This is a genomic window from Sorangium sp. So ce119 (genome assembly GCF_051524405.1).
Taxonomy (GTDB): Bacteria; Myxococcota_A; Polyangia; order Polyangiales; family Polyangiaceae; genus Sorangium; species Sorangium cellulosum_G.
On sequence record NZ_CP150310.1, the window covers coordinates 7,816,198 to 7,837,107 of the forward strand.

At 68.4% G+C, this 20,910-nt stretch carries 11 protein-coding genes; 5 read left to right on the top strand and 6 right to left on the bottom strand.

Annotation, left to right across the window (positions count from 1 at the left end):
* The first annotated feature begins 3 nt into the window (after nt 1-3).
* Nucleotides 4-1,008 (top strand): hypothetical protein, encoded by a 1,005-nt coding sequence (locus tag WME76_RS29430; protein WP_437955586.1) that lies wholly within the window; start codon nt 4-6, stop codon nt 1,006-1,008.
* Between the two features lie 770 nt (nt 1,009-1,778).
* Here WME76_RS29430 and tnpC read toward each other — a convergent pair.
* The 6 genes from tnpC to WME76_RS29460 all read right to left on the bottom strand — a co-directional run bounded on the left by tnpC (nt 1,779) and on the right by WME76_RS29460 (nt 11,827).
* Nucleotides 1,779-3,383 carry an IS66 family transposase gene (gene tnpC, locus WME76_RS29435; protein ID WP_437954795.1) on the bottom strand — a complete coding sequence of 535 codons (1,605 nt, stop codon included), beginning with the start codon at nt 3,381-3,383 and terminating at the stop codon, nt 1,779-1,781.
* Between the two features lie 120 nt (nt 3,384-3,503).
* Nucleotides 3,504-3,875: an IS66 family insertion sequence element accessory protein TnpB gene (gene tnpB, locus WME76_RS29440; RefSeq protein WP_437954794.1), complete on the bottom strand. Its 372-nt coding sequence runs from the start codon at nt 3,873-3,875 to the stop codon at nt 3,504-3,506.
* Nucleotides 3,872-4,213, bottom strand: coding sequence for an IS66 family insertion sequence element accessory protein TnpA (gene tnpA, locus WME76_RS29445; protein WP_437954793.1), 342 nt, complete (start codon nt 4,211-4,213; stop codon nt 3,872-3,874). Before tnpA ends, tnpB begins: the two co-directional genes overlap by 4 nt.
* 869 nt (nt 4,214-5,082) lie before the next feature.
* Nucleotides 5,083-6,420: an OmpA family protein gene (locus tag WME76_RS29450; RefSeq protein ID WP_437955587.1), complete on the bottom strand. Its 1,338-nt coding sequence runs from the start codon at nt 6,418-6,420 to the stop codon at nt 5,083-5,085.
* Nucleotides 6,421-6,753: 333 nt separating this feature from the next.
* On the bottom strand, nt 6,754-11,565 hold the full coding sequence (locus WME76_RS29455; RefSeq protein WP_437955588.1) for an nSTAND1 domain-containing NTPase: 4,812 nt from the start codon (nt 11,563-11,565) through the stop codon (nt 6,754-6,756).
* Nucleotides 11,566-11,695: 130 nt separating this feature from the next.
* On the bottom strand, nt 11,696-11,827 hold the full coding sequence (locus WME76_RS29460; protein ID WP_437955589.1) for a hypothetical protein: 132 nt from the start codon (nt 11,825-11,827) through the stop codon (nt 11,696-11,698).
* 463 nt (nt 11,828-12,290) lie between these two features.
* Between WME76_RS29460 and WME76_RS29465 the strand changes: the two genes are divergently transcribed.
* From WME76_RS29465 to WME76_RS29480, 4 genes are all read left to right on the top strand, one after another.
* Entirely contained in the window at nt 12,291-13,793 is a 1,503-nt protein-coding gene (locus WME76_RS29465) for a serine/threonine-protein kinase (protein WP_437955590.1), read from the top strand.
* Between the two features lie 634 nt (nt 13,794-14,427).
* Entirely contained in the window at nt 14,428-16,110 is a 1,683-nt protein-coding gene (locus WME76_RS29470) for a serine/threonine protein kinase (RefSeq protein WP_437955591.1), read from the top strand.
* Nucleotides 16,111-16,128: 18 nt separating this feature from the next.
* Complete coding sequence (locus WME76_RS29475; RefSeq protein WP_437955592.1) at nt 16,129-17,931, top strand: PEGA domain-containing protein; 1,803 nt, start codon at nt 16,129-16,131, stop codon at nt 17,929-17,931.
* 65 nt (nt 17,932-17,996) lie between these two features.
* Nucleotides 17,997-20,831: a kelch repeat-containing protein gene (locus tag WME76_RS29480; protein WP_437955593.1), complete on the top strand. Its 2,835-nt coding sequence runs from the start codon at nt 17,997-17,999 to the stop codon at nt 20,829-20,831.
* Nucleotides 20,832-20,910 lie beyond the last annotated feature (79 nt).

Genomic DNA, 20,910 nt, shown 5'->3' on the forward strand with positions numbered 1-20,910 from the left:
ACCATGATGACACCGCATCGAATGGCGTCACTGGCCTGCCTTCTTGCCTCAGTCGAAGCGGCAGCCTGCGCGCCGTCAGGCAAGCTGGAAGTGTACATCGACACAGACATGGGTCTTGTCAACAACATCGATACGATTTCATTGATCGTTTCGGTTTCTGGCTCGGTGAAGTATCGAAATGCTTTCTCGGTCTCAGGCACCGACGACCGAAACATCAAGCTTACAATCCCGGGCTCGATCGTCTTCGATGCACCGGAGCCGGATCCGCTAGCGCCGGTGACAGTAGAGGTGACCGCCTGGAACGGCGGTGAGAACGGAATAGCCCGAGGTTACAACAAGAGGGTCGTCACGTTACCTGAGCATGCGTCGTTGACGACGTTCGTTCCGCTCGAGTTTCTTTGTACCCGTATGGTTAAAAAGAAGGTTGAATCAAACTTTAAAGTCACCGGCACGTCGACTTGTCCGGATGGAGAACCGGATGATGAATCGGGCGAAAGAGTCGAGAACGTGTGCGCCTCAGCAAGGTGCATACCAGTCCAAAAATTGTCAGTTCCGAGCGAGTTCGATCCAGCAAAGGGCGCGCTCGAATGCTTCGACGTTCAGGATTGCTTCGATAGCGCCAGTGTCCCTGCGGAGGCAGTCGAAATCCCAAAGGAGGGCCAGCCGTGCACATTCGAGCTGAAGAAGGATGGCCTACTACGAAGGGCCTTGGCCAGCAAGACTCTCAGGGAGGTTAATGTAGCATTCCAGATGAAGGAGTCGGCGAAGCACTTGGGGATCTGTGATCGCGAAGGCAACAACTGCCTGGTCGTACCTACCATTCCCGATGAAATTCTCGACCGGATCCCAGATTCCGTGAGCGAAGGTACGGTCACTTTGCCGGAGGATTTCTGCGAGGAGCTCCGCAAGCACGAGGACGACGTCGAGAACATTCTGCTTGCCCACGTTACACCGGAGTGCCCACACAGGACACCGGAGCGGCCCTTGTGTCGTCCTCCGTTGTACTGAAGGCCGTTCCTGATTCGGCGATGCCAGCATTATCAAGAGCTTAAATGTACATCTTGGAGTTCAGACCCTCCGCGAGCTCGTCGACGACGTGAACGGATCACCATGACGAGGAGAGACCGATGGCGGGAATGTTGATCGGCTTCGTTCCCGTCACGTGCGCCTACCGCAGCAGCGAACCCGAAGAGCTCGGGACGGGGGCTACCGAGTTCGGGGTCTGAGATTCTGCTGCGGGTGAACGCTCGAGCGACGCCTCCGGTGATCGCGCAACAACTCCAGATCGCTCCGCAGCCTGCCGCGCGATGAGATCGCCTTCCGCGCAGGCGCGACGGAGGTCGAAGCTCAACCGCAGCTCGGGTCGGGCTGGACGCGGCGCGTCAAGCGGAAGCGTGTGCCCACGCCCGGTAAGTATCCGTCCTGTAGACCCCATCCTCGCGAGGTGCGTGCCGTCGCCGTAGATTCGCGACGCGATGCGAGAGCAAGAGCGGCCTGCGGCGAAGGGTGGTTGGGCGCAGCAGCGAGCGGGTAAAGCGGCGGTCGATGCCGATCTCCCCGCCCGCGTGCAGGTCGCCCGCAGGCGCACGGCAGCGAAGCCGCGTGCCGCCGATGCCACTGCCGACCCCGAGTCGTCGACGAGGCGCCGGAGGCCACGCGTCGGCCGAGCGAGCGCCGAAGAGGCGGCACCAGCGCAGCAACGCCGGCGAGCGGCGAGTCCGGCGGCCGGCAAGGGGGCGCCGGTGCCTGCGGCAGCGGACGGCGAGGCCGGGGAGCGATCAGCTGGCGGCCGCGGCCGGCGCCCGAGGCCACGGACTGGCCGCGAGCTGCTGCCGAGCGTCAGTGTTCTCGAGGGTCTGCTTCCAGGACTTGGGAGCGAGCTCGATGAGCCGCTCGGGAGGCCAGGTTCGCAGCAGGATCAACACGTCGCGCAGGTAGGCCCAGGGCTCGATGCCGTTCAGCCCACAGGAGGCAATGAGCGACACGATAGTGGCGTTCCACTCGGCGCCGTCCTTGCTGCCCACGAAGAGCCAGTTCTTCCTGCCGACGGCTTCGCGGCGGAGCTCAAGCTCGCTCCGATTGTTGTCCAGGCGGAGCCGACCATCCTCAAGGAAGCGAGTGAGCGCGGTCCACTGATTGAGCGCGTAGCCGATGGCCCCGGCGATGGGGCTTTTCGGCAGGACGAGCACGTCCTCTGTCTCAAGCCAGGCGCGGAAGGCCACGAGCACGGGCTCGGCATCCGTCCGGCGCTTCTCGGTCCGGCGGCTCGGAGGCAGCTCCTTGGTCGCCTTGTCGATCGCGTAGAGCTTGCGAATGAAGCCGATGGCGACTGTCGCGCGCTCCCGGTCGGAGGTCATCGCTTCGAAGAACTTCCGCCGGCTATGGGCCCAGCAACCGACCTCGGTCACCTGCTCGGTGCGGAAGAGCTGCTCGTAGACGTTGGAGGCGTCGGCCTGGACATAGCCCTTGTAGCCCCGAAGGAACTCCTTGGGGCCATCCTGGTTGTGATGGGGCGTGAACCGGAACAGGACGTGATCTCGGTCCGCCACCAGGACCCAGAAGTGGCCCCGCCGGCACCTTTCCTTTGCTTGCACCAGCACGCCGGTGGCATCGATGGCGATGCAGTGCGCGTTCAGGGCGTCCTTGGCCATCGCCCCGACGAGGATCGCGAGCTTGTCGGCGCACGATTCGACCCAACCGCACAGCGTCGAGCGCGAGAGGTGAAGGCCCCAGCGCTCGAACATCTTCTCCTGCCGGTGAAGCGGCAAGTGATCCGCGTACTTGCTCACCAGCACGTGCGCGAGCAAACCCGGACCGGCGAGACAGCGCGGGATGGGGCTGTCGGGGACGTCGGCGATCGTGATGCCTTGCTCGGGCTCACCTTTGACCGCGAACTTCGGCCTCACGATCTGCAGCCGCACGAAGCTCGCGGGCCGCCACTCCAGCGTCTCCGACACCTCCTCGCCGACGCGGACGAGCGCGGTCGCGCGCTCATCCTGCGCCTCCGGCGGCAACAGCTCGATCCGCTCGACAGGCAGATGCTCGGGCAGGCGTTGCCGCCCGTGCGGGCGGGCCTGGCGCCCCTTGTCCCCGCCGCCGGAAGAGCCGTTCGGCGTGGCGTCATCGCGGCCTTCCGGCGAGCCGGTCGCGCCCGCGTCCGGCTGCGCACCGGCGCCCGCGAGCATCTGTACGATCGCGTCGAACGCGAGCTGCATCTGCCCGGGGTCGACGTGCTCGGCCTTCTGGCCGAAGATGTGCCGGCGAAGCCGCTCCAGCTCGATGCTGGCGAGCTCGTAGAGCTTGCGGTACTCGTCCCGCTCGTGGGCAGCGCGCGCGAGTTTGTCCTTGAGCTCGCGAATCTGCTCTTCGACCGGCTTGCTCACGGGGCGGTAAGTACTCGTGAGCTCCTGCTTTTTGAAGGGGCTTGTTGAGGAAAGTTACAGCGTCTCGCGGGAATGCAACCATGGGTGCTGCCCGCGAGAATGCAGTGCTATCAGGTAGGATCAGGGGGCTGGAGGGGGTGCAGCCTCAGCGAGGCGGACCTCTCGCCGCAGCTTCGAGGGCGCAAGCGCGATGCCCTCCAGGATCTTCGCGAGCTCGGCGGCGTCGATGATGACGCTCGTGCCACCCGGTGTGATTGCGCGCGGGACTCGAAACGTTCCGCGCTCTAGCCTTTTGTAGAGAAGACAGTACCCGCTGCGGTCCCACCACAGGGCCTTGCAGCGGTCAGCTGCCCTGTTGAAAAAGAGAAACAGCGCTCCGGAGAGCGGGTCCTCCCGTAGCACTTCCCGCACGACAGCAGCGAGGCCATCGAACGACCGGCGCAGGTCGAGCGGCTCGGTGGCAACGTAGATCGAGACGCGGCCCGGGATCATCGCATACCCCCGAGCGCTCGAACAACGCGCGCCAATGTCTCCTCGTCGAACGTCGGTGGTACGCGCACGACCGCGCCGTCTGGGAAGACGATCTCCAGCGCCGCGCCCGAAGGGCAGGCCGCAGCGCCCGACGGGGCGACCACCACCGGGAGCAACGTGGGCAGCGTCGCCTTCTCCGAGCGCTGCCGGTAGTCGCTCCGCTTCATGCCCAGTCGGCGGCTCCACGAGTACAGCGTGCCGGCGTTGACCCCCTCCTGCTCCGCGAACACGCGGGCGGAGTGCCCGCTCTTGTGCCAGCGCGCCACGCGGTCGCGCCAGGTGCGTGTGCTCTCGTCCATCGATACCTCCGGCGCCGGTTTCTAAGCGGCGCAGAGGCTCGAAGACAGGATGGGGTCCGCAGAACGCGTACCCCGGTAACACCTGGTGCGCTACGTCGCTGACGCGCTGGCGACTGAATCGAGCAAGCCGATCGATGCGTTGGGCGCTGCCTGTGTCGACCGCGAACCTCCCGTCAAGAGCGTCGACGCACCTGTCGCCTGCACGCCGCCACGGCGACGATGAGGACCGCCCAGAGATCAGCTCCGCCGTGTGACTGCGCGGCTGACGTGCAACCGCCACCTCGGAGGGTCAGCTCTGGTACGCACTCACCCGCCTCACACGTGCCGTCCGAGCAGGGAGTACCGTCGGGTATGGGGCTCGGCAAACACATCCCGTCAACACAGAATCTCTGCTCAGCACACTCAGCCGGGCACTCGTCGGCGGTCATGCAACTGATCTTCGCATACGGCGCGTCCTGGTCGCGCATTGACATGAGGTACACCGAGGACCCATGCAGCGGCGCTGCGTCGTCCAGAGGCGCTTCTTCTACCCTGACGTCCCTCGTCTCGCCCCTAGCTGCCACCGGAGCAGAAACCGCCGTCAGTGACACCGCCCCGCCGGCCGCAGCCCAGCGAAGCGCACGTCGAACCAGGATCCCCCATTTGCCTGCTACCCGGCGCCAGCCAGATGGTCTCTTTTGTGGACGACCGCGGACCGACGGCTTCCATGCTCGGTCCGCATGTGAGCAAATTTCGGACATGACGAGTCTCTCCATTTGATCCCTTATCAGTGACAACGAACACCATTTCGCAAGCTGCCGAAATCAAGCCAACGAGTGGCCCTGCGCATCAAATAGCCACGTACAAATCGATCTATTGTGAACACGGTTTTATCTCGGTCCTGCCATCACACTGTCGTGTTTTTCGGCGCTTGCCGCGTCAGGGCAGCCGTTCGCCTTGCGGTCCTTGCTGGGCTTGCCTCTCATGTCAGGACAGGCGTCCACCGCGTCGGGGATGCCGTCGTCGTCTGGATCGTCCACTGGAGGGCAGCCGTTGCTGTGCCAGTTCTTCGTCTGGACGCCTCGTTCATCGGGACATGCATCGTCGGGATCCTCGATGCCATCACCGTCGGGATCCATGTCCGGGCAGCCGCTCCGCGACGAAGCGGAGCCCTGCGGCCCAAACACGTACGGGCAAGCATCGGACGCGTCGACGACTCCATCGCTGTCGGCGTCCGGGGTATTCTTCGCGTCGCGATCGCGGGGCAGCTCCCAGCCCAGCGTCGCGACGATACGGTAAGCCGGGGTCCCGATGCCGCTCGTGAGCCCCGGACCGGCTGCCAGGCCTGCCGAGACGCCCTTGAGCAGACGGGCACGCGCGCCGACAAGAAGCTCGATGTTGTGTCCGACTTCTTGCTTGATAGATCGATTCGCATCCTTGACGTAGACGAACTCTCCCGGGAGGTGCGGCTTGTGTTCGTCGTCCTTGAACGCCTCCGCTACAATCGCGTTGAGTGTGGTCGCCGCGCTCAGCTCTGTCGACAGGAGCAATCTCCCTCCCCAGAGGGACATGCCGGCGCCGCCGCCGTACGTCAGCGCGGAAGGACTCTCTGAGTCGTGGAACATCCCGCCCAGATTGACGCTCCACAGGAAACCCTCGTCGCTACCTCCGAAGAGAAGGTGCGGCGCGAGGCACAGCCCGCCATCGCTCACGAACGCACCGGCCGTACCTGTAGGTAGGTACAGATCGGTCCCCAGGGAGAACTGAGAGGAAGCGTCGTCCTCGGTTCCGCTGAGACGAACGCGGGCTCCTACGCGCACATCGCCCATCGCGACGCGCTGCGGCGAAGGCAATGTCCTGTTGTACGCTGTCGGTCGCTCGCCGTCCTGGTCGATGGCAACGGGCATCACGGCGGAGACAAGCAAGCGGTCCCAGAGCGCGAGCGACCCGTTGACGTGCAGAAACGTTTGATGACTGACGACGGCGCCGTGCTCGGATCTGGGCTCCAGGACGAGCGGCTCGTCTGCGTGATCGATGATCACTTCGACGCGTGGAACGATGTGCCCACCGATCGTTGGGGATTGTACCTCCTGAAAGGGATCCCCAACGGGGGCAGGAGCGAACCGGTTGAGCCCGATATCGCCGAGCTCTTGAGCGCTGGCCTCCGCAGCGCCCAGAAGCAGGATCGAACCCACGAACACCAGAGCTCGACCGAGGCATTCAATCATGCCTCCGCATGCTAGAGCACCGCGCGGTTGACTCACAAACGAAACCGGCGGCTGGCCTGTCTACTAAAGTGGTACGCGGTTCGGAGCTGGAGCCTGGCGAGTTCTGTTACCTCGCCGTCATGTCGCGGAGGTAATGGGTGCCTTCGCCCGTCCTGCGTGAGCGGGGGTCCCTCGCGTAGCGCGACAAGGCTGAACCTGCGAGCGCCCATCTGCCCCGCCCCTGCACGGACGAGGCCAGCGCGCGCATGAGGATCTGACCAAGTGAAGGGCCGCCGCCTCGATAGCTGCCGGTCTCGGCGTCAAACTGGCGCGTAATCCGCTGCGCTCTCTTGCTCATGGGTCCAAGTCAGACGCGCTGGTCGTTGCGCGGGCCTCTTCGACCCGGCGCAAGCAGGCTTCCCGGTTGACGCGCGCGGTGTCTTCAGGGACGTTCAAGATCTTGATCCGCTGCTCGACCGGCAGGCAGTACGTGGTCGCCGTCCACAGCCTGGGATCGTCCACGCCGCGGAGCGGCTCGATGTCGGGCCACACCCATACATTCTTGTCGTCGGACGCAGCGGCGATTCTCTTCCCATCCGGGCTGAATGCCGCGCTGTTGTATGCCCGATCTGAGCCACGAAACTCGATCGGATCGCCCGTGCCATCGGAGTTCCATAGGCGGACGGTCTTGTCCTGAGACGCCGTGACGATGCGCTTGCCATCAGGGCTGAACGCCGCTGAGATGACCCAGTGTTCATGACCGCGGAGCACCACGGGGTCGCCTGCTCCGTCGGCGCTCCACACGCGCACCGTCTTGTCCCAGGACGCGGTGACAATGCGCTTTCCGTCAGGGCTGAACGCCGCTGAGATGACCCAGTGTTCATGACCGCGGAGCACCACGGGGTCGCCCGCTCCGTCGGCGCTCCACACGCGCACCGTCTTGTCCCAGGACGCGGTGACAATGCGCTTTCCGTCAGGGCTGAACGACACCGAATTGACCCGATCTTCATGCCCCCGGAGCACCACGGGCTCGCCCACTCCGTCGGCGCTCCACACGCGCACCGTCTTGTCGAAGGACGCCGTGGCGACACGCTTGCCGTCAGGGCTGAACGACACCGAATTGACCCGATCTTCATGCCCCCGGAGCACCACGGGGCTGCCCGCCCCATCCGCGCTCCACACGCGCGCCGTCTTGTCGAAGGACGCCGTGGCGACACGCTTGCCGTCAGGGCTGAACACTGCCGAAGTGACCCGGTCGTGGTGCCCTCGAAGCACCACGGGCTCGCCGGTGTCTTCGGCGCTCCACACACGCGCCGTCTTGTCCCATGAGGCGGTCACCATGCGCTTGCCGTCAGCGCTGAACGCCACCGAGTAGATCCCGTCGTCGTGCCCGCGACGGATCAGGAGGTCCCCCGTACGGTCGGCGCTCCACACGCGCGCCGTCTTGTCGAACGACGCCGTGACGATTCGCCTGCCGTCGGGGCTGAACGCTGCCGCGTAGACGCCGTCCTCGTGTCCGCGTCGGACCAGCGGCTCACCCATGCCATCCGCGCTCCACACGCGCGCCGTCTTGTCGAAGGACGCCGTGACGATCCGCTCACCGTCGGGACTGAACGCCGCGGAGTACACACCTGCCGAGTGGCCGCCAAGCACCAGAGGTTCTCCCCTGCCGTCGGCGCTCCACACACGTACCGTCTTGTCCAGGGACGCCGTCAAGATGCGCTTGCCATCCGGGCTGAACACGGCCGAGTTGACCCCATCCTCGTGGCCGCGGAGCGCGAGGGGCTCGCCCGTGCCATCGGCGCTCCACACGCGCGCCGTCCTGTCCTGTGACGCCGTAGCGATGCGCTTGCCGTCGGGGCTGAACGCCACCGAGTAGATCGAGTTCTCATGCCCGCGAAGCACCAAGGGCTCGCCGCTGCCATCGGCGCTCCACACGCGCACCGTCTTGTCGAACGACGCGGTGGCTATGCGCGTCCCATCCGGACTGAACGCCGCCGACCTGACCCGGTCCTCGTGCCCGCGAAGCACGACGGGTTCGCCCGTGCCGTCGGCGCTCCACACGCGGGCCGTCTTGTCGAAGGACGCCGTGACGATGCGCTTGCCATCCGGGCTGAACACCGCTGACCAGACCCGATCTTCATGCCCGCGGAGCACCAGGGGCTCGCCCGTGCCGTCGGCGCGCCACACGCGCGCCATCCTGTCGAAGCACGCCGTGACCATGCGCTTGCCATCCGGGCTGAACGCGGCCCCCAGGACCGCTTCCGGATGAATGAGCACCACATGGGCGAGCCCGGCCTGCAACGCCTGGCGCGAGAGCTCGGACCACCCGCGCGGCACATCCGGCGGCTCCACCTCGCGCAGCAACGCGAGCATGGTCGTGGGATCGGCCTGCAGCTCGCGCGCCGCGGCCGTCCGCGTGGCGTTGCGCGCCTGCCGGGCCTCGGACTGAGCGCGAACCGCCTCCTCGTCCGCGCGCGCGGCCTGCCTCGCGGCGATCGCGGCTTCATCGCGCGCCCAGGCCGCCGTCCGCTCCGCTCGAACCGCCAGGTACGACACGATGACGGCGATCGTCGCGAGCCCACCGATCGCGCCCATCGCAATTCGCCAGCGCAGATGTCGCGCGCGTCTCGCCAGCGCGATGACGGCCTTCAGGTAGCGCTCCTCTCCGAGCGCCAGCTCGCCGGAGTACCGCGCGCGCCAGCGCTTTGCATCCCGCGCCGCCTGCCCGCGCCAGAGTAGATCCTCGGAGCGGTCGCTCGCCTCCCATTGGCCAGCGGCGCTGCGGAGCCGCGAGAGGAATGCCGCGTCCTCGTGGACCTCAGCCACCCACCGCGCCAGCGTCGGCCAGGCGGCGATCAGCGACTCGTGCACGAGTTCCACCGTCGCCTCTGCGGCACCGCCGCGTTCAACCGTGAGCAGCCGAGCGTCGATGAGGCGGCGCAGCACCCGATCTCTGTCGGAGGGCACCGCAGACATCTCGCAGAGCTCGCCCAGCATGCACACCGCCCGAGTTCGCTCGGGCGTGACGAGCCTGAGCAGCGCCGCGCGCGCCATCGCGCGCTCGCTGGACGACATGGCGTTCAGCACCGCATCGGCGTGGCCGGCCAGCGTTCCGGCTATGCCGCCCATGCGCCGATAGCTCACCTCGGTGAGGAGGCGCCGCGACCGGTCGCGCTGCTCCCACAGCTTGGCAGCGGTGAACGAGAGCAGCGGAAGCGCCCCGGCGGTGTGCTCCAGCGCATCGAGCATCTCCTCGACCAGCTCCGGCGGTTCGAATCGGTGCTCCACCGCCGCGAGCGGCCGTGCGAGCGCCTCGCGTAGCCCCTCGCGGTCCATGGGCGGGAGCAGCATGATCCCGCGGTTCAACCCGACCGCGGCGGCGTGGGCCTCAGTGATGAGATCGAGGAAGTCCGAGCGGAACGTGAGCACCACGCGCAGCGGCGAGCCCGGGTCGTCTGCCACCCCGGCGAGGCACGCGAAAAACGCGACGCGCTCGCGCTCGCCGTCGCGCGCCAGGGTGTACAGCTCCTCGAACTGGTCGACGAAGAGGAGGATGCGCTTGAGCTTGCGCCGGGCCCGCGCGCGAAGCAGTGCGCCGAGGAACCCTGGCTCGGCGCGCAGCGTCGCGACGACCCCCTCGCGATCCCTGGTCATCGGGCTGGACGCCTCGCGCGCGAAGATGGCGCCGTCCTGGGTCGACGAATCGAAGGCGCAGTTGAGCAGCAGCTCGGCCAGCGCGGCCAGCGGGTGAGGCCCCGGGCGGATTGTGAAGGATTCCCAGGCGTCGCCGGTGCGGTCCAATGCGGGGATCACCCCGGCGCGCACGAACGACGATTTGCCTGCCCCTGAGGGCCCCACGACAGCGATGAGCGGCTGCTCGGCGAGCCGGCCCACCACCTCCGCAGTCGAGCGGGACCGGCCGAAGAAGCGCTCTGCGTCGCTCTCCTGGAACGAGGCCAGGCCAGCATAGGGATTCTGGTCTTCCCCCGCGGTGGACCGCGAGAACGCGGGCGCGAGCGCTTCGAGCTCAGCGAGCAGCTCGCGGGCGCTGCCGAGCCGGTCTTCCCGTCGTTTGATCAGACAACGATCGATGATCGAGGCCAGCTTGCCGAGCTCTGGGCGCATCTCCCGAAGGCTGGGCATGGGCACGGTGAGGCGGCCTATGGTCGACAGTTCGTACAGCGACAGAGGCGCGAGCGGATGGCGTCCGAGCACGAGCCTGGCCAGGAGGATGCCTACCGCCCAGATGTCGGTGCGATGATCCACGGGGCCTCCGCCCCATTGCTCCGGTGACATGTAGGGCGCGGTTCCGAGCCGGGCGCCAGCCCCGGTCAGCGACACCCCGCTCGCTTCCTGTGCGAGCAGGGTTTCAGCCAGCGCGACCTCACCGGTGGCGGCGCGACCATCGTCGCCCGCGCCCAGCAGCTTGGCGAGACCGAAATCGAGCACCTTCACCGTGCCCGCGTCGCTCACCATGATGTTGGACGGCTTCAGGTCGCGGTGGACAACGCCACGGTCGTGGGCGCAGACCAGCGCACGCACCACCGGGATCATCAGCTCGACAGCGCGTCCCGGCGGCAGGCCGGCGCCCGTCGATACGGAGGGCGGCGCCTCCGCGTCCTCATCGTCTCGCTCGCCTTCCTGGTCACCGCGCGGCTTGGCGAGGAGCTCGGCCAGCGTCTTGCCCTTGATGTACTCGAGCACCATGTAGGGCCGTTCGCCGTGCTCTCCCAGCTCGTGGATCACGACGATGTTCTCGTGATTGATGTGCGCTGTGGCACGAGCCTCGATCAGAAAGCGCTGTGCGCGCTCGCCGCTGTACTTGAGAAGGACCTTCATGGCGACCAGGCGACCAAGGCGCGTATCCCGGGCGAGGAAGACGGTTCCCATGCCGCCGCTGCCGAGCTCACGGATGAGCTCGTAGTGCCGGATGACGGAGCCCGCTGCAACCGTACTGCTCCGCTCCAACGTGCCCGCTGCGTCAGCACCGGCTTCGACGGTGGTCGCAGGTGGGGACGCGCGATTCAGCGGAGCGCCCAGGTCTCCAGGCGCTGCGTAGTCCCCGGGATGGGCCTGCCGCTCGGCGCCTGCGAGCCGCGTCGCGCACACGACGCCGCTTGACCCGCCGCTGAGAGCGTCGTGTGCTGTGGGGTGCTTCTCCATGATCTTGAGGATACCCAGGAAGCCCAGTCGTGATCCAGCCGGGTATTCCGAGGGATGCGACGGCTCATTCTGGAGCGTCGCGATGGCCCGGGCCGGGGTGACCTGGACCGGGGCGCGGCGACAAGCTCGGTCAGGCCTTCGTCTCGGTCACCTCCGGAGCATCGCCTTCGGCATACGTGTAGTTGCTCGCGACGAGCAGCTCGGCGCCGGTCATCTCGCGGGTCGGTGAACGTCGAGGTTGTGCTCGTGCCGGCTCGATCACCTCGACCCCTAACGCGGTATCGCGCCGACATCGTGCGGAGAGCTGATTCGGACAGGAAAATTCCTGATCCAAGCAGCGGAAGCGGGGGGATCAGTCCTGCGTCCGGCGGGGCGGACGCGGCGTACCGCTGGCGGTCAAACCGAGCGCTGGTTCCACTCGCTCCGCCGCGCCGGTGTGCTGGTCGACCGGCGGCCCGGTGGCTCACCGCCGGCCTGCTCTCGCCTCTTCGGGGCGCACAGGCTCCTCGGCCGAGCGTCGTGCCGACGCGTCCGCATAAGTCATGGATTTTACAAATTTTTGTTGGCACCCGGGCGCGGAGCGTCGCAGCAGCGCGCGTTGTCTGAGGAGGCTCGTGAACGCGCGGCGCTCATGGTATGAAGCCGCTTGGCAGGGCGACCGCGACCAGGCCGCCGCGGAACGAGCGACCTCAACCTGCTGGAGTAGCCTTTCAGAACGCTGCGTTATGAACGCCAAGACGCTGAATCGTAGATACCTGCTGGGCTCGATGCTCGGCGAAGGGGGGATGGGGGCGGTCTACGAGGCCGAGGATCTCGCCGAGAAGCGGCGCGTCGCGGTCAAGCTCATCAACCCCGAGAGGGCGGAGCGCGGCGGCTCAGCCCTCGGGCGGTTCGAGCGCGAGGCGCGAGTCGCTGGCGGGATCGACACCGACCACATCGCGCGCGTGCTCGACAGCGGCAAGGACATCGAGACAGGCGCGCCCTTCATGGTCATCGAGCTGCTTCGCGGCGAGGATCTGGGCCGGCTCCTCAACCGGCTCGGCCCGCTACCGCCGCTGGTCGCGCTACGGGTCGTGGCGCAGACGTGCGTGGGCCTGCAGAAGGCTCACGAAGCCGGCGTCATGCACCGGGACATCAAGCCCGCTAACCTGTTCCTCGCGCGCCGAGAGGGAGACCCGACGATCGTCGTCAAGCTGCTAGATTTCGGCATCGCGAAGATCCGGCGGCCCCACGGCTCGGACGACCCCTCTTCAGGTCTCACCGAGACAGGGACCACGCTCGGGACCCCGCGCTACATGTCGCCGGAGCAGGCGCGGGGGCGTAGGGAGATCGATCACAGGACCGACATCTGGTCGCTTGGGATCGTCCTGTACCGCGCGCTCGCGGGGCGCACGCCGCATGAGCACATCGACGCGTTCGTCGGGCTCGTCGCCGCGATCGTGCACGATCCGGCCCCGCCCGTGCGGGACTTCGCGCCTTGGGTTCCGCCGGAGATCTCGAGGATCGTGCACACGGCTCTCCAGCACGACCGTGAGCAGCGCTACCCGAGCGCCGCAGCGATGCTGGAGGCCATCATGCCGCTGCTCAACGGCGATCTCGCCCTTGACGAGGGCATGCTCGTTCCGCTCACGGACGCCGAGCGTGCGCTGGTGGCCGACAGAACCTGCGTCGCAACGAGCAAGGGTCCGACCGAGCGCGAGTTGAACACCACGACGCTCACCTCGAGCAGCACGGTCCCTGCACCCAGCGAAGAGGCCGCAGCGCCGCGGCCGCGAGAGCTAGCGCGGCGCCGCCTCTCGCACGCAGTCGGAGTCGGCGTGTTGCTCGCCAGTGGTCTTGGCGCATACAGCGTGTATCGCGCGAGGAGCGTGGTCACCGGCCAGCCCTCAGCGCAGCCGACCCTACAGCGGATTCAGGCGGTGATGCAGCTACCGCCGTCCAAACGCGTTGTCAAACTGGAGGTGCTGCCCGTTGACGCTTCGGTCGAAGTCGACGGGCGGCCCGCGACGATGCGGCATGGTATTCTCGAGTTCGAGGGGAAGCTCGGTAGCATACATCGTGTTCGCGTCTTCAAAATGCAGAGTTCGGACATGTTTGACGTCGTAGTGACAGAATCGGGCGCGTACCCGAAGAAGCTCGAGTTGCCACAGCCGCCGCATGCGGGCGGAGCGGATGGCACACAGACGACACCACCTCTCCCTGCGGGGGTCGCCTCGGCAGCAAACTAGTGACCAGTACACGGCGCATGGCCGCCGGATCGTCCAGCCGTTGGCGCGCCCGTGTCGGTCGACCAAGCCGAGGGCGTCGTCGCCGCGTGGCTCGGGCAGTTCGAAGGCCTGGGGCTTCATCCTGATCCAGCCTGCCGCGGCTGGACGCGGCACTTTCGCCTGTCGCACATGTGGCGCGGAAAGCGCGACTAGTGCTCTCCCGTCGTGCACCTGGAGCGCATGCGCCCCGTCGCGCCACCCCCGGCGCCGGACTGGACCCGCGCCCGGGGTCGCTGGCGGAGCACGGTCGCTTACCCCTGGGAGCTCTGTGAGGGACGCGGGCGCGAGCCCTACGAGTTCGCCTCGGCGTGCCAACCCCGCGGCGACGTCGAGGGACCAGACGACGCCCTGGGTAACCGTCGGCCCACAGGTGCTGCTCGGGCAGCTCTCCGCGGCCGCCGGGGCAACCGGCGAGCTCGTCATCGACGAACCGTCCGCGCTGCTCCATCGCCGTTGCTCCGGTCGCTTCGTAGGCGTCGGTGAGCAGAAACTGCCGACGATCAGGGGTGTACTCCACGTAGAGTACCCCCTGGGCGTTGTCAGTCTGCGGTCCCTCGTTCCCCGGCGTTCGTCCATCGCGTATGCTGCGTGCGCTGTGATCGGGGTGCTGTTCAACGACAAGTACCGGGTGCTCCGCTTGCTCGGCCAAGGGGGGATGGGCTCGGTCTATGAGGTCGAGCTGGTCGAGACCGGCGAGCGCCTGGCGCTCAAGTGCGTCGAGAGCGAGCTGCTGAACCGCAGCAAGAGCAGCATCGGACGCTTCCAGCGCGAGGTGAGGGCGATGGGAGCGCTCGACACCGAGCACATCGTCCGGGTGCGCGACGCAGGGACCGATCCTGCGACCGGGGCGCCCTACATGGTGATGGAGCTCCTGGAAGGGGAAGACGTCCAGCGCTTGCTCGACAGGGTCGGCAAGCTCGAGCCCGACACCGCCCTTCGCATCGCGGCACAGGTCTGCGTGGCTCTCCAGAAGGCCCATGAGGCGCGCATCGTCCACCGGGACATCAAGCCTGCGAACCTCTTCCTCGCGCGCCGCGGCGAGGGTGAGGTCGTGGTCAAGATCCTCGATTTCGGCATCGCCAAGATCAAGCCGGAGCCGCACCAGGGCGGCCCGACCACGGGCCTCACCCGCACTGGAGGAATCATCGGCTCACCGCGCTACATGTCGCCCGAGCAGGCGCGGGGCCTCAGCGACATCGACTACCGCACCGACCTCTGGTCGCTCGGCATCGTCCTCTACCGCGCGCTCTCGGGGAGGGTTCCGCACGAGCACATCGAGGCGTTCGGCGACTTGATCATGGCGATCTGCTCGGTGCGCCCCGAGCCGATCCAGGATCTCGCGCCCTGGGTCGGCCCGGAGGTGGCGGCCGTGGTCCATGGCACGCTGAAGTTCGACGCCGGCGATCGCTTCCCGAGCGCGGCAGCGATGCTCGACGCGATCCGCCCGCTCCTCCCCCACGGCTTTTCGCTCCGCGAGGAGCACCTGGTCCCGGTCAGCGAGGCGACGTGCGCCGTGATCGCGCCGAAGCGTCCGATGTCGCTCCCACCGGACGACGCACACCGGCGGATGAGCACGCGGATCGCGGTGCGCGTGGGGAGCACGGCCTCAGAGTCGGCGAAGACCGAGGATGCGCCTTGGATGCTGCGAGGAGCCGCCGCCGACTCCACGACGACCGCGCAGTCGACCGTCACCACGGGCACCGGCGATGCGACGGCGCGGCCGAACGGCCCGAGCGATCCTCCGTCGCGCGCGCGCCGCGTGGTCGCCGCGACGATGGGGCTCACGGCGGCCGCTGTGGTCATCACCTTCAGCCTCTCGCGGGCGGCGAACCAGCAGGACAGCGTCTCGCCCAGCGAGGCCGCGGCGCCCTCGGTCTCTGCGATGGCGCCGGCTGCGCTGCCGGAGAGCACAGCGTCCGTTGTCGCCGCGCCTCCCCCTGCCCTCCAGCGTGCGAGGCTCGCCGTGTCGCCGGCCGACGTATCGGTGGAAATCGACGGGGCGTTGGCGACGGTCGACCGCGGCGAGGTGACGATCGAGGGCGCGCCGGGCAGCCGGCATCGCGTCCGGCTCTTCAAGGGCAAGGACGAGCTGCGGGGTGAGGTGATCCTGACCGAGGTCGGCGCCGTTCCGTCCAGGATGCAGCTCGTCACGGCAAAGCCGAGGCCTTCGACGCCGCCGGCCAGGAGGCCGCCGGGAGCAGCAGAGGCGCCTATGCCGCCCGCGGCCCCGAGCGATACGTCCACGACGGGGTCGTTGATCCCCGACGACATCCCGTAAACCGTATCCTCCCCCACCATGCTTCAACGCCGGGCCAAAGCGATCGCGGTCCTGCTCGCTGCCGCGCTCGTGTCGCCGGGGGTTGCGCTCGCTCAGCCTGAGCCGCCGGCCGGGGAGAGCGCGCCGCCCGAGGACGCGAAGAACGAAGCGAGGGCGCGCTTTCTCAAGGGCAGGAAGCTCTACCAGGAGGGGGCCTTCAGCGCCGCGCTCGCGGAGTTCCAGGCGTCGAGGGAGCTCTACCCGAGCTGGGGCGCGACGGTCGGCGCCGCCGAGAGCCTGAAGCGCCTCCAGCGCTTCGACGAGGCGCTCGGTCTCTTCGAGGTCGTGCTGCGCGACTTCTCGGAGGCCCTGGATGCCCCGAGGCGGGACGCGATCCAGCGTGAGGTGATCGCGCTGCGCGGGCTCGTCGGCACCGTCGAGATCGAGCAGGCCGAGCCCGGCGCGACGATCACCGTCGACGGGCAGCACCGGGGGGATTTTCCGCTGCTCGCGCCGCTCCGGGTCGCGGCGGGCAGCCACGGCGTGCGCGTTTACAAGGAGGGCTTCGAGCCGTTCGAGACGCGCGTCGAGGTCGCGGGCGGGCAGACCGCGCGCGTTGCGGCGCGCCTGGTCCGGCTGAAGCAGGTGGGGACGCTCCGGGTCGTCGAGGCGCGCGGGCGGGAGCTCTCGGTGGTCGTCGATGGCGTCGAGGTCGGCAAGACCTCGGCGGCGCCGCTCTCGGTGCCGCTCGCGCCCGGCGCGCACGTGGTGCTCCTGCGCGGCGCGGGCCGCCTCGGCACCGCGCCGGTCCGCGTGAGTCTCCGGGTGGATGAGGTCGCGCTGGTGCGGCTCGTGGCGGAGGAGCTCGACGCCGCGCTGCGCATCGCGCCCGTGCCCGTGAACGCGCTGGTGTCGCTCGACGGCGTGTCGCTCGGCCGCGGTTCGTGGGAAGGGCAGGTCCGCGCGGGGAAGCACACCGTCGAGGTCACGGCCGAGGGGTTCCTGCCCACGACGCAAGCGATTGCGCTCGCGCGCGGCGGGCGGGAGGTGCTCTCGGTGGAGCTCGAGCGCGATCCCGGGTCGCCCTTCTGGCGCAAGCCGCCGCCGCCGCCGCGCTTTCTCGTGGAGCTGGGGACGGCGGTGCTGATCGCGCCGAGCTTCGGGGGCGACGTGGCGGGCACATGCGGGACGGGGTGCAGCGCGGGGGTGGGCGCCGGGAGCTACGGCGTGCTCCGCGGCGGGTACCAGCTGAGCTCGGGCATCGGGTTCGGGGCGTCGTTCGGCGCGCTCTCGGTGAAGCAGGCGATACGCGGGCGGCGCACGTCGCTCAACGTCGTCGGGGACCCTGCTGCGCCGACGGCGAGCGAGGTGGACGCCGCGGGCGATACGACGGTCCTTGGCCAGGTCGACGACGTGCTGCGGCTGCGCGGCCTGTTCGTCGGCGCGTGGGTCGGCTACGCGCTCGACGCGGGCTTGCCGATCCACTTCCGGCTCGGCGCGGGCGGCGTCTTCGGGTCGATGTCCGACGCGCGGCGCGGATCGTTCGACGCGCGCACGGTGGGCGCGGCGGCTTACTCGGTGGGGACGGTCGTCGGGACGCAGGCGGCGCGCTTCGTGTTCGTCACGCCCGAGGTCCGCGTCGGGTGGTCGCTCAGCGAGCATGTCGAGCTGAACGCGGGGCTGGAGGTGCCGGTGCTGTTCGCGGTGCCGCGGCCGGCGTGGCGTGAGGCGGACGGGATCCACGCCGGTCCCGACGGCTATGGGTGGTTCAGCGCGGAGACGCTGGTGGGCGGTGTCGCCGTCGGCGTGGCGCCGACCGTGGGGGCGCGGTTCGATCTTTGACGCTTGCGGGAGGGGTCATGCGATTCGCGTTGTTGCCGAGGTGCGGGCTACTTGGCTGCTGGGTCGTGCTGCTGGTGGTGGCGCTCGGGGCGCTGGTCGGATGCAGTGACAGCGACGCGGGTGAGCCTTCGCAGGGAGCGAGCGAGGTGCTGCGTGTGCGCTTTCCGGAGCAGGTGAAGCAGGTGCTCGGGGCGGGCGCGGGGTTCGTGGCGACCGGCGAGGGGTTTGTGGCGAGGTCGCGGGGGGAGGTGCCGGGACGGTTCCGGCCCGCGGGAGAGACGATCGAGGCGGTGTTGCCTGCAAGGGGCGAGGAGGGGCTACGTTTTCGCGGGCAGAGAGGGTTTGCGTTCGCGGTGCGTGAGGTCGGCGCGGCGGGCGAGGCGGCGCTCGAAGGGAGCGCGGTGACGTATGCGCGACCGGGAGGTCGGTCGTACTGGACGGCGATGGCGGGTGGGGGCGCGGAGGAGTGGCTGCTGCTCGCGGCGGAGCAGGTGACGAGCAATGCGCCGGTGGCGGTGTGGGAGGTGGACGGGGCGGCGCTGCGGCAAGAGGGCGAGGCGGTGGCGGTGGTGGACGAGGGCGGTCGAGCGCGGATGCGGGTGACGGCGCCCGAGGCGCATGCCGGCGGGGGGAGAGCGATCGCGGTGCGGCTAGCGGCGCTGGGGCAGCGGATCGAGCTGTGGGTGCAGGCCAGCGGGGAGGAGGTGCTGGTCGATCCGGTGTGGCAGGCGACGGGGGAGATGGGTACCGCCCGCGCTTTTCACACCGCGACGCTGCTGCCGAGCGGGCAGGTGCTGGTTGCGGGCGGCCGTGACGACGCATCCAATGATTCTCTCGCGAGCGCGGAGCTGTACGACCCATCGACGGGAACGTGGCAGGACGCCCGCTCAATGGGTACTCCCCGCCGTCATCCCACCGCGACGCTGCTGCCGAACGGGAAGGTGCTGGTCGCGGGCGGCGCTGACGACGCCTCCGATGTTTCTCTCGCAAGCGCGGAGCTGTACGACCCGTTGACGGGAGCGTGGCAGGACGCCCGCTCAATGGGCACCGCCCGCGCTCTTCATGCCGCGACGCTGCTGCCGAACGGACAGGTGCTGGTCGCGGGCGGCTTTGACGACGCCTCCGGTGGTTCTCTCACAAGCGCGGAGCTGTACGACCCGGTGACGAACACCTGGCAGTCCGCCGGCTCGATGGGCACCGCCCGCGCTCTTGACACCGTGACGCTGCTGCCGAACGGACAGGTACTGGTCGCGGGCGGCGCTGACGACGCCTCCGATGTTTCTCTCGCAAGCGCGGAGCTGTACGACCCGGTGACGAACACCTGGCAGTCCGCCGGCTCGATGGGCACCGCCCGCGCTTTTCACACCGCGACGCTGCTGCCGAACGGACAGGTGCTGGTCGCCGGCGGCTATGAAGACGCGTTTGATCGTCCTCTCGCGAGCGCGGAGCTGTACGATCCAGCGACGAGAACGTGGCAGCCCGCCGGCCCGACGGGCACCGCCCGCGCTCATCACACCGCGACGCTGCTGCCGAGCGGGCAGGTGCTGGTCGCGGGCGGCTACAGCCACGCCTTTGAGGATCCTCTCGCGAGCGCGGAGCTGTACGACCCATGGACGGGAACCTGGCAGCCCGCCGGCTCGATGCGCACCGCCCGTTATGATCACACCGCGACGCTGCTGCCGAGCGGTCAGGTGCTCGTCGCGGGCGGCTTTGATAACGCAAGCGCGGAGCTGTATGACCCATCGACGGGAACGTGGCAGCCCGCCGGTTCGATGCGCACCGCCCTCTATGGTTATGGTCACACCGCGACGCTGCTGCCGAGCGGGCAGGTGCTGGTCGCGGGCGGCTTTGCCCCGGGGGGGCCTCTCGCGAGCGCGGAGCTGTACGACCCGGTGACGAACACCTGGCAGCCCGCCGGCCCGATGGGCGTCGCCCGCGCTTATCCCACCGCAACGCTGCTGCCGAGCGGGCAGGTGCTGGTCGCGGGCGGCGACGTCCCCGGTCTTTTTCTCGCGAGCGCGGAGCTGTACGACCCGGCGACGGGAACCTGGCAGCCCGCCGGTTCGATGGGCATCGCTCGTTCTCATCACACCGCGACGCTGCTGCCGAGCGGGCAGGTGCTGGTCGCGGGCGGCTTTGACCCGCGCGCAGAGCTGTACGACCCGGTGACGAACACCTGGCAGCCCGCTGGCTTGATGGGCACCTCTCGTTCTCATCACACTGCGACGCTGCTGCCGAGCGGGCAGGTGCTGGTCGCGGGGGGCTTTGACAAGAGTGCAGAGCTGTACGACCCGGTGACGAACTCCTGGCAGCCCACCGGCTCGATGCGCACCGCCCGCTATGGTTATGATCACACCGCGACGCTGCTGCCGAGCGGACAGGTGCTGGTCGCGGGCGGTGATGACAGCGATGACGGCGATGACGCGAGCGCGGAGCTGTACGACCCATCGACGGGAACCTGGCAGCCCACTGGCTCGATGCGCACCGTCCGTAATGAACACACCGCGACGCTGCTGCCAAGCGGGCAGGTGCTGGTCGCGGGCGGCGACAGCTCCGGTGGGCCTCTCGCGAACGCGGAGCTGTACGACCCATCGACGGGAACCTGGCAGCCCGCCGGCTCGATGGGCACCGTCCGCTTTTGGCACACCGCGACGCTGCTGCCGAGCGGGCAGGTGCTGGTCGCGGGCGGCCACAGCTCCGGTGGGCCTCTCGCGAGCGCGGAGCTGTACGACCCGGCTGGGCGCTGGGCGACCGCGGCGTCGATGCGCACGGGCCGTGTCCATGCCACGGTAACGCCGCTACCCAACCATCGCGTGCTGGTCGCCGGGGGACTTAGCGTAGATTTCGCGCCCATGGGGCACGAGTGGGCCGACGGCGACGCGCCAGCGGCGTTCCGCTGACGAATGCGACGCCGATTACAACGATGCGCTTCCAGAGCGTCACGAAAACACACGCCCCCCTTACCCCCGCTATGGTTTC

Coding starts and splice junctions, on each gene's coding strand:
- WME76_RS29430 (WP_437955586.1), top strand. CDS start 4: ATGATGACACCGCATCGAATGGCGTCACTGGCCTGCCTTCTTGCCTCA.
- WME76_RS29465 (WP_437955590.1), top strand. CDS start 12,291: ATGAACGCCAAGACGCTGAATCGTAGATACCTGCTGGGCTCGATGCTC.
- WME76_RS29455 (WP_437955588.1), bottom strand. CDS start 11,565: ATGGAGAAGCACCCCACAGCACACGACGCTCTCAGCGGCGGGTCAAGC.
- tnpA (WP_437954793.1), bottom strand. CDS start 4,213: ATGGACGAGAGCACACGCACCTGGCGCGACCGCGTGGCGCGCTGGCAC.
- WME76_RS29450 (WP_437955587.1), bottom strand. CDS start 6,420: ATGATTGAATGCCTCGGTCGAGCTCTGGTGTTCGTGGGTTCGATCCTG.
- WME76_RS29475 (WP_437955592.1), top strand. CDS start 16,129: ATGCTTCAACGCCGGGCCAAAGCGATCGCGGTCCTGCTCGCTGCCGCG.
- tnpB (WP_437954794.1), bottom strand. CDS start 3,875: ATGATCCCGGGCCGCGTCTCGATCTACGTTGCCACCGAGCCGCTCGAC.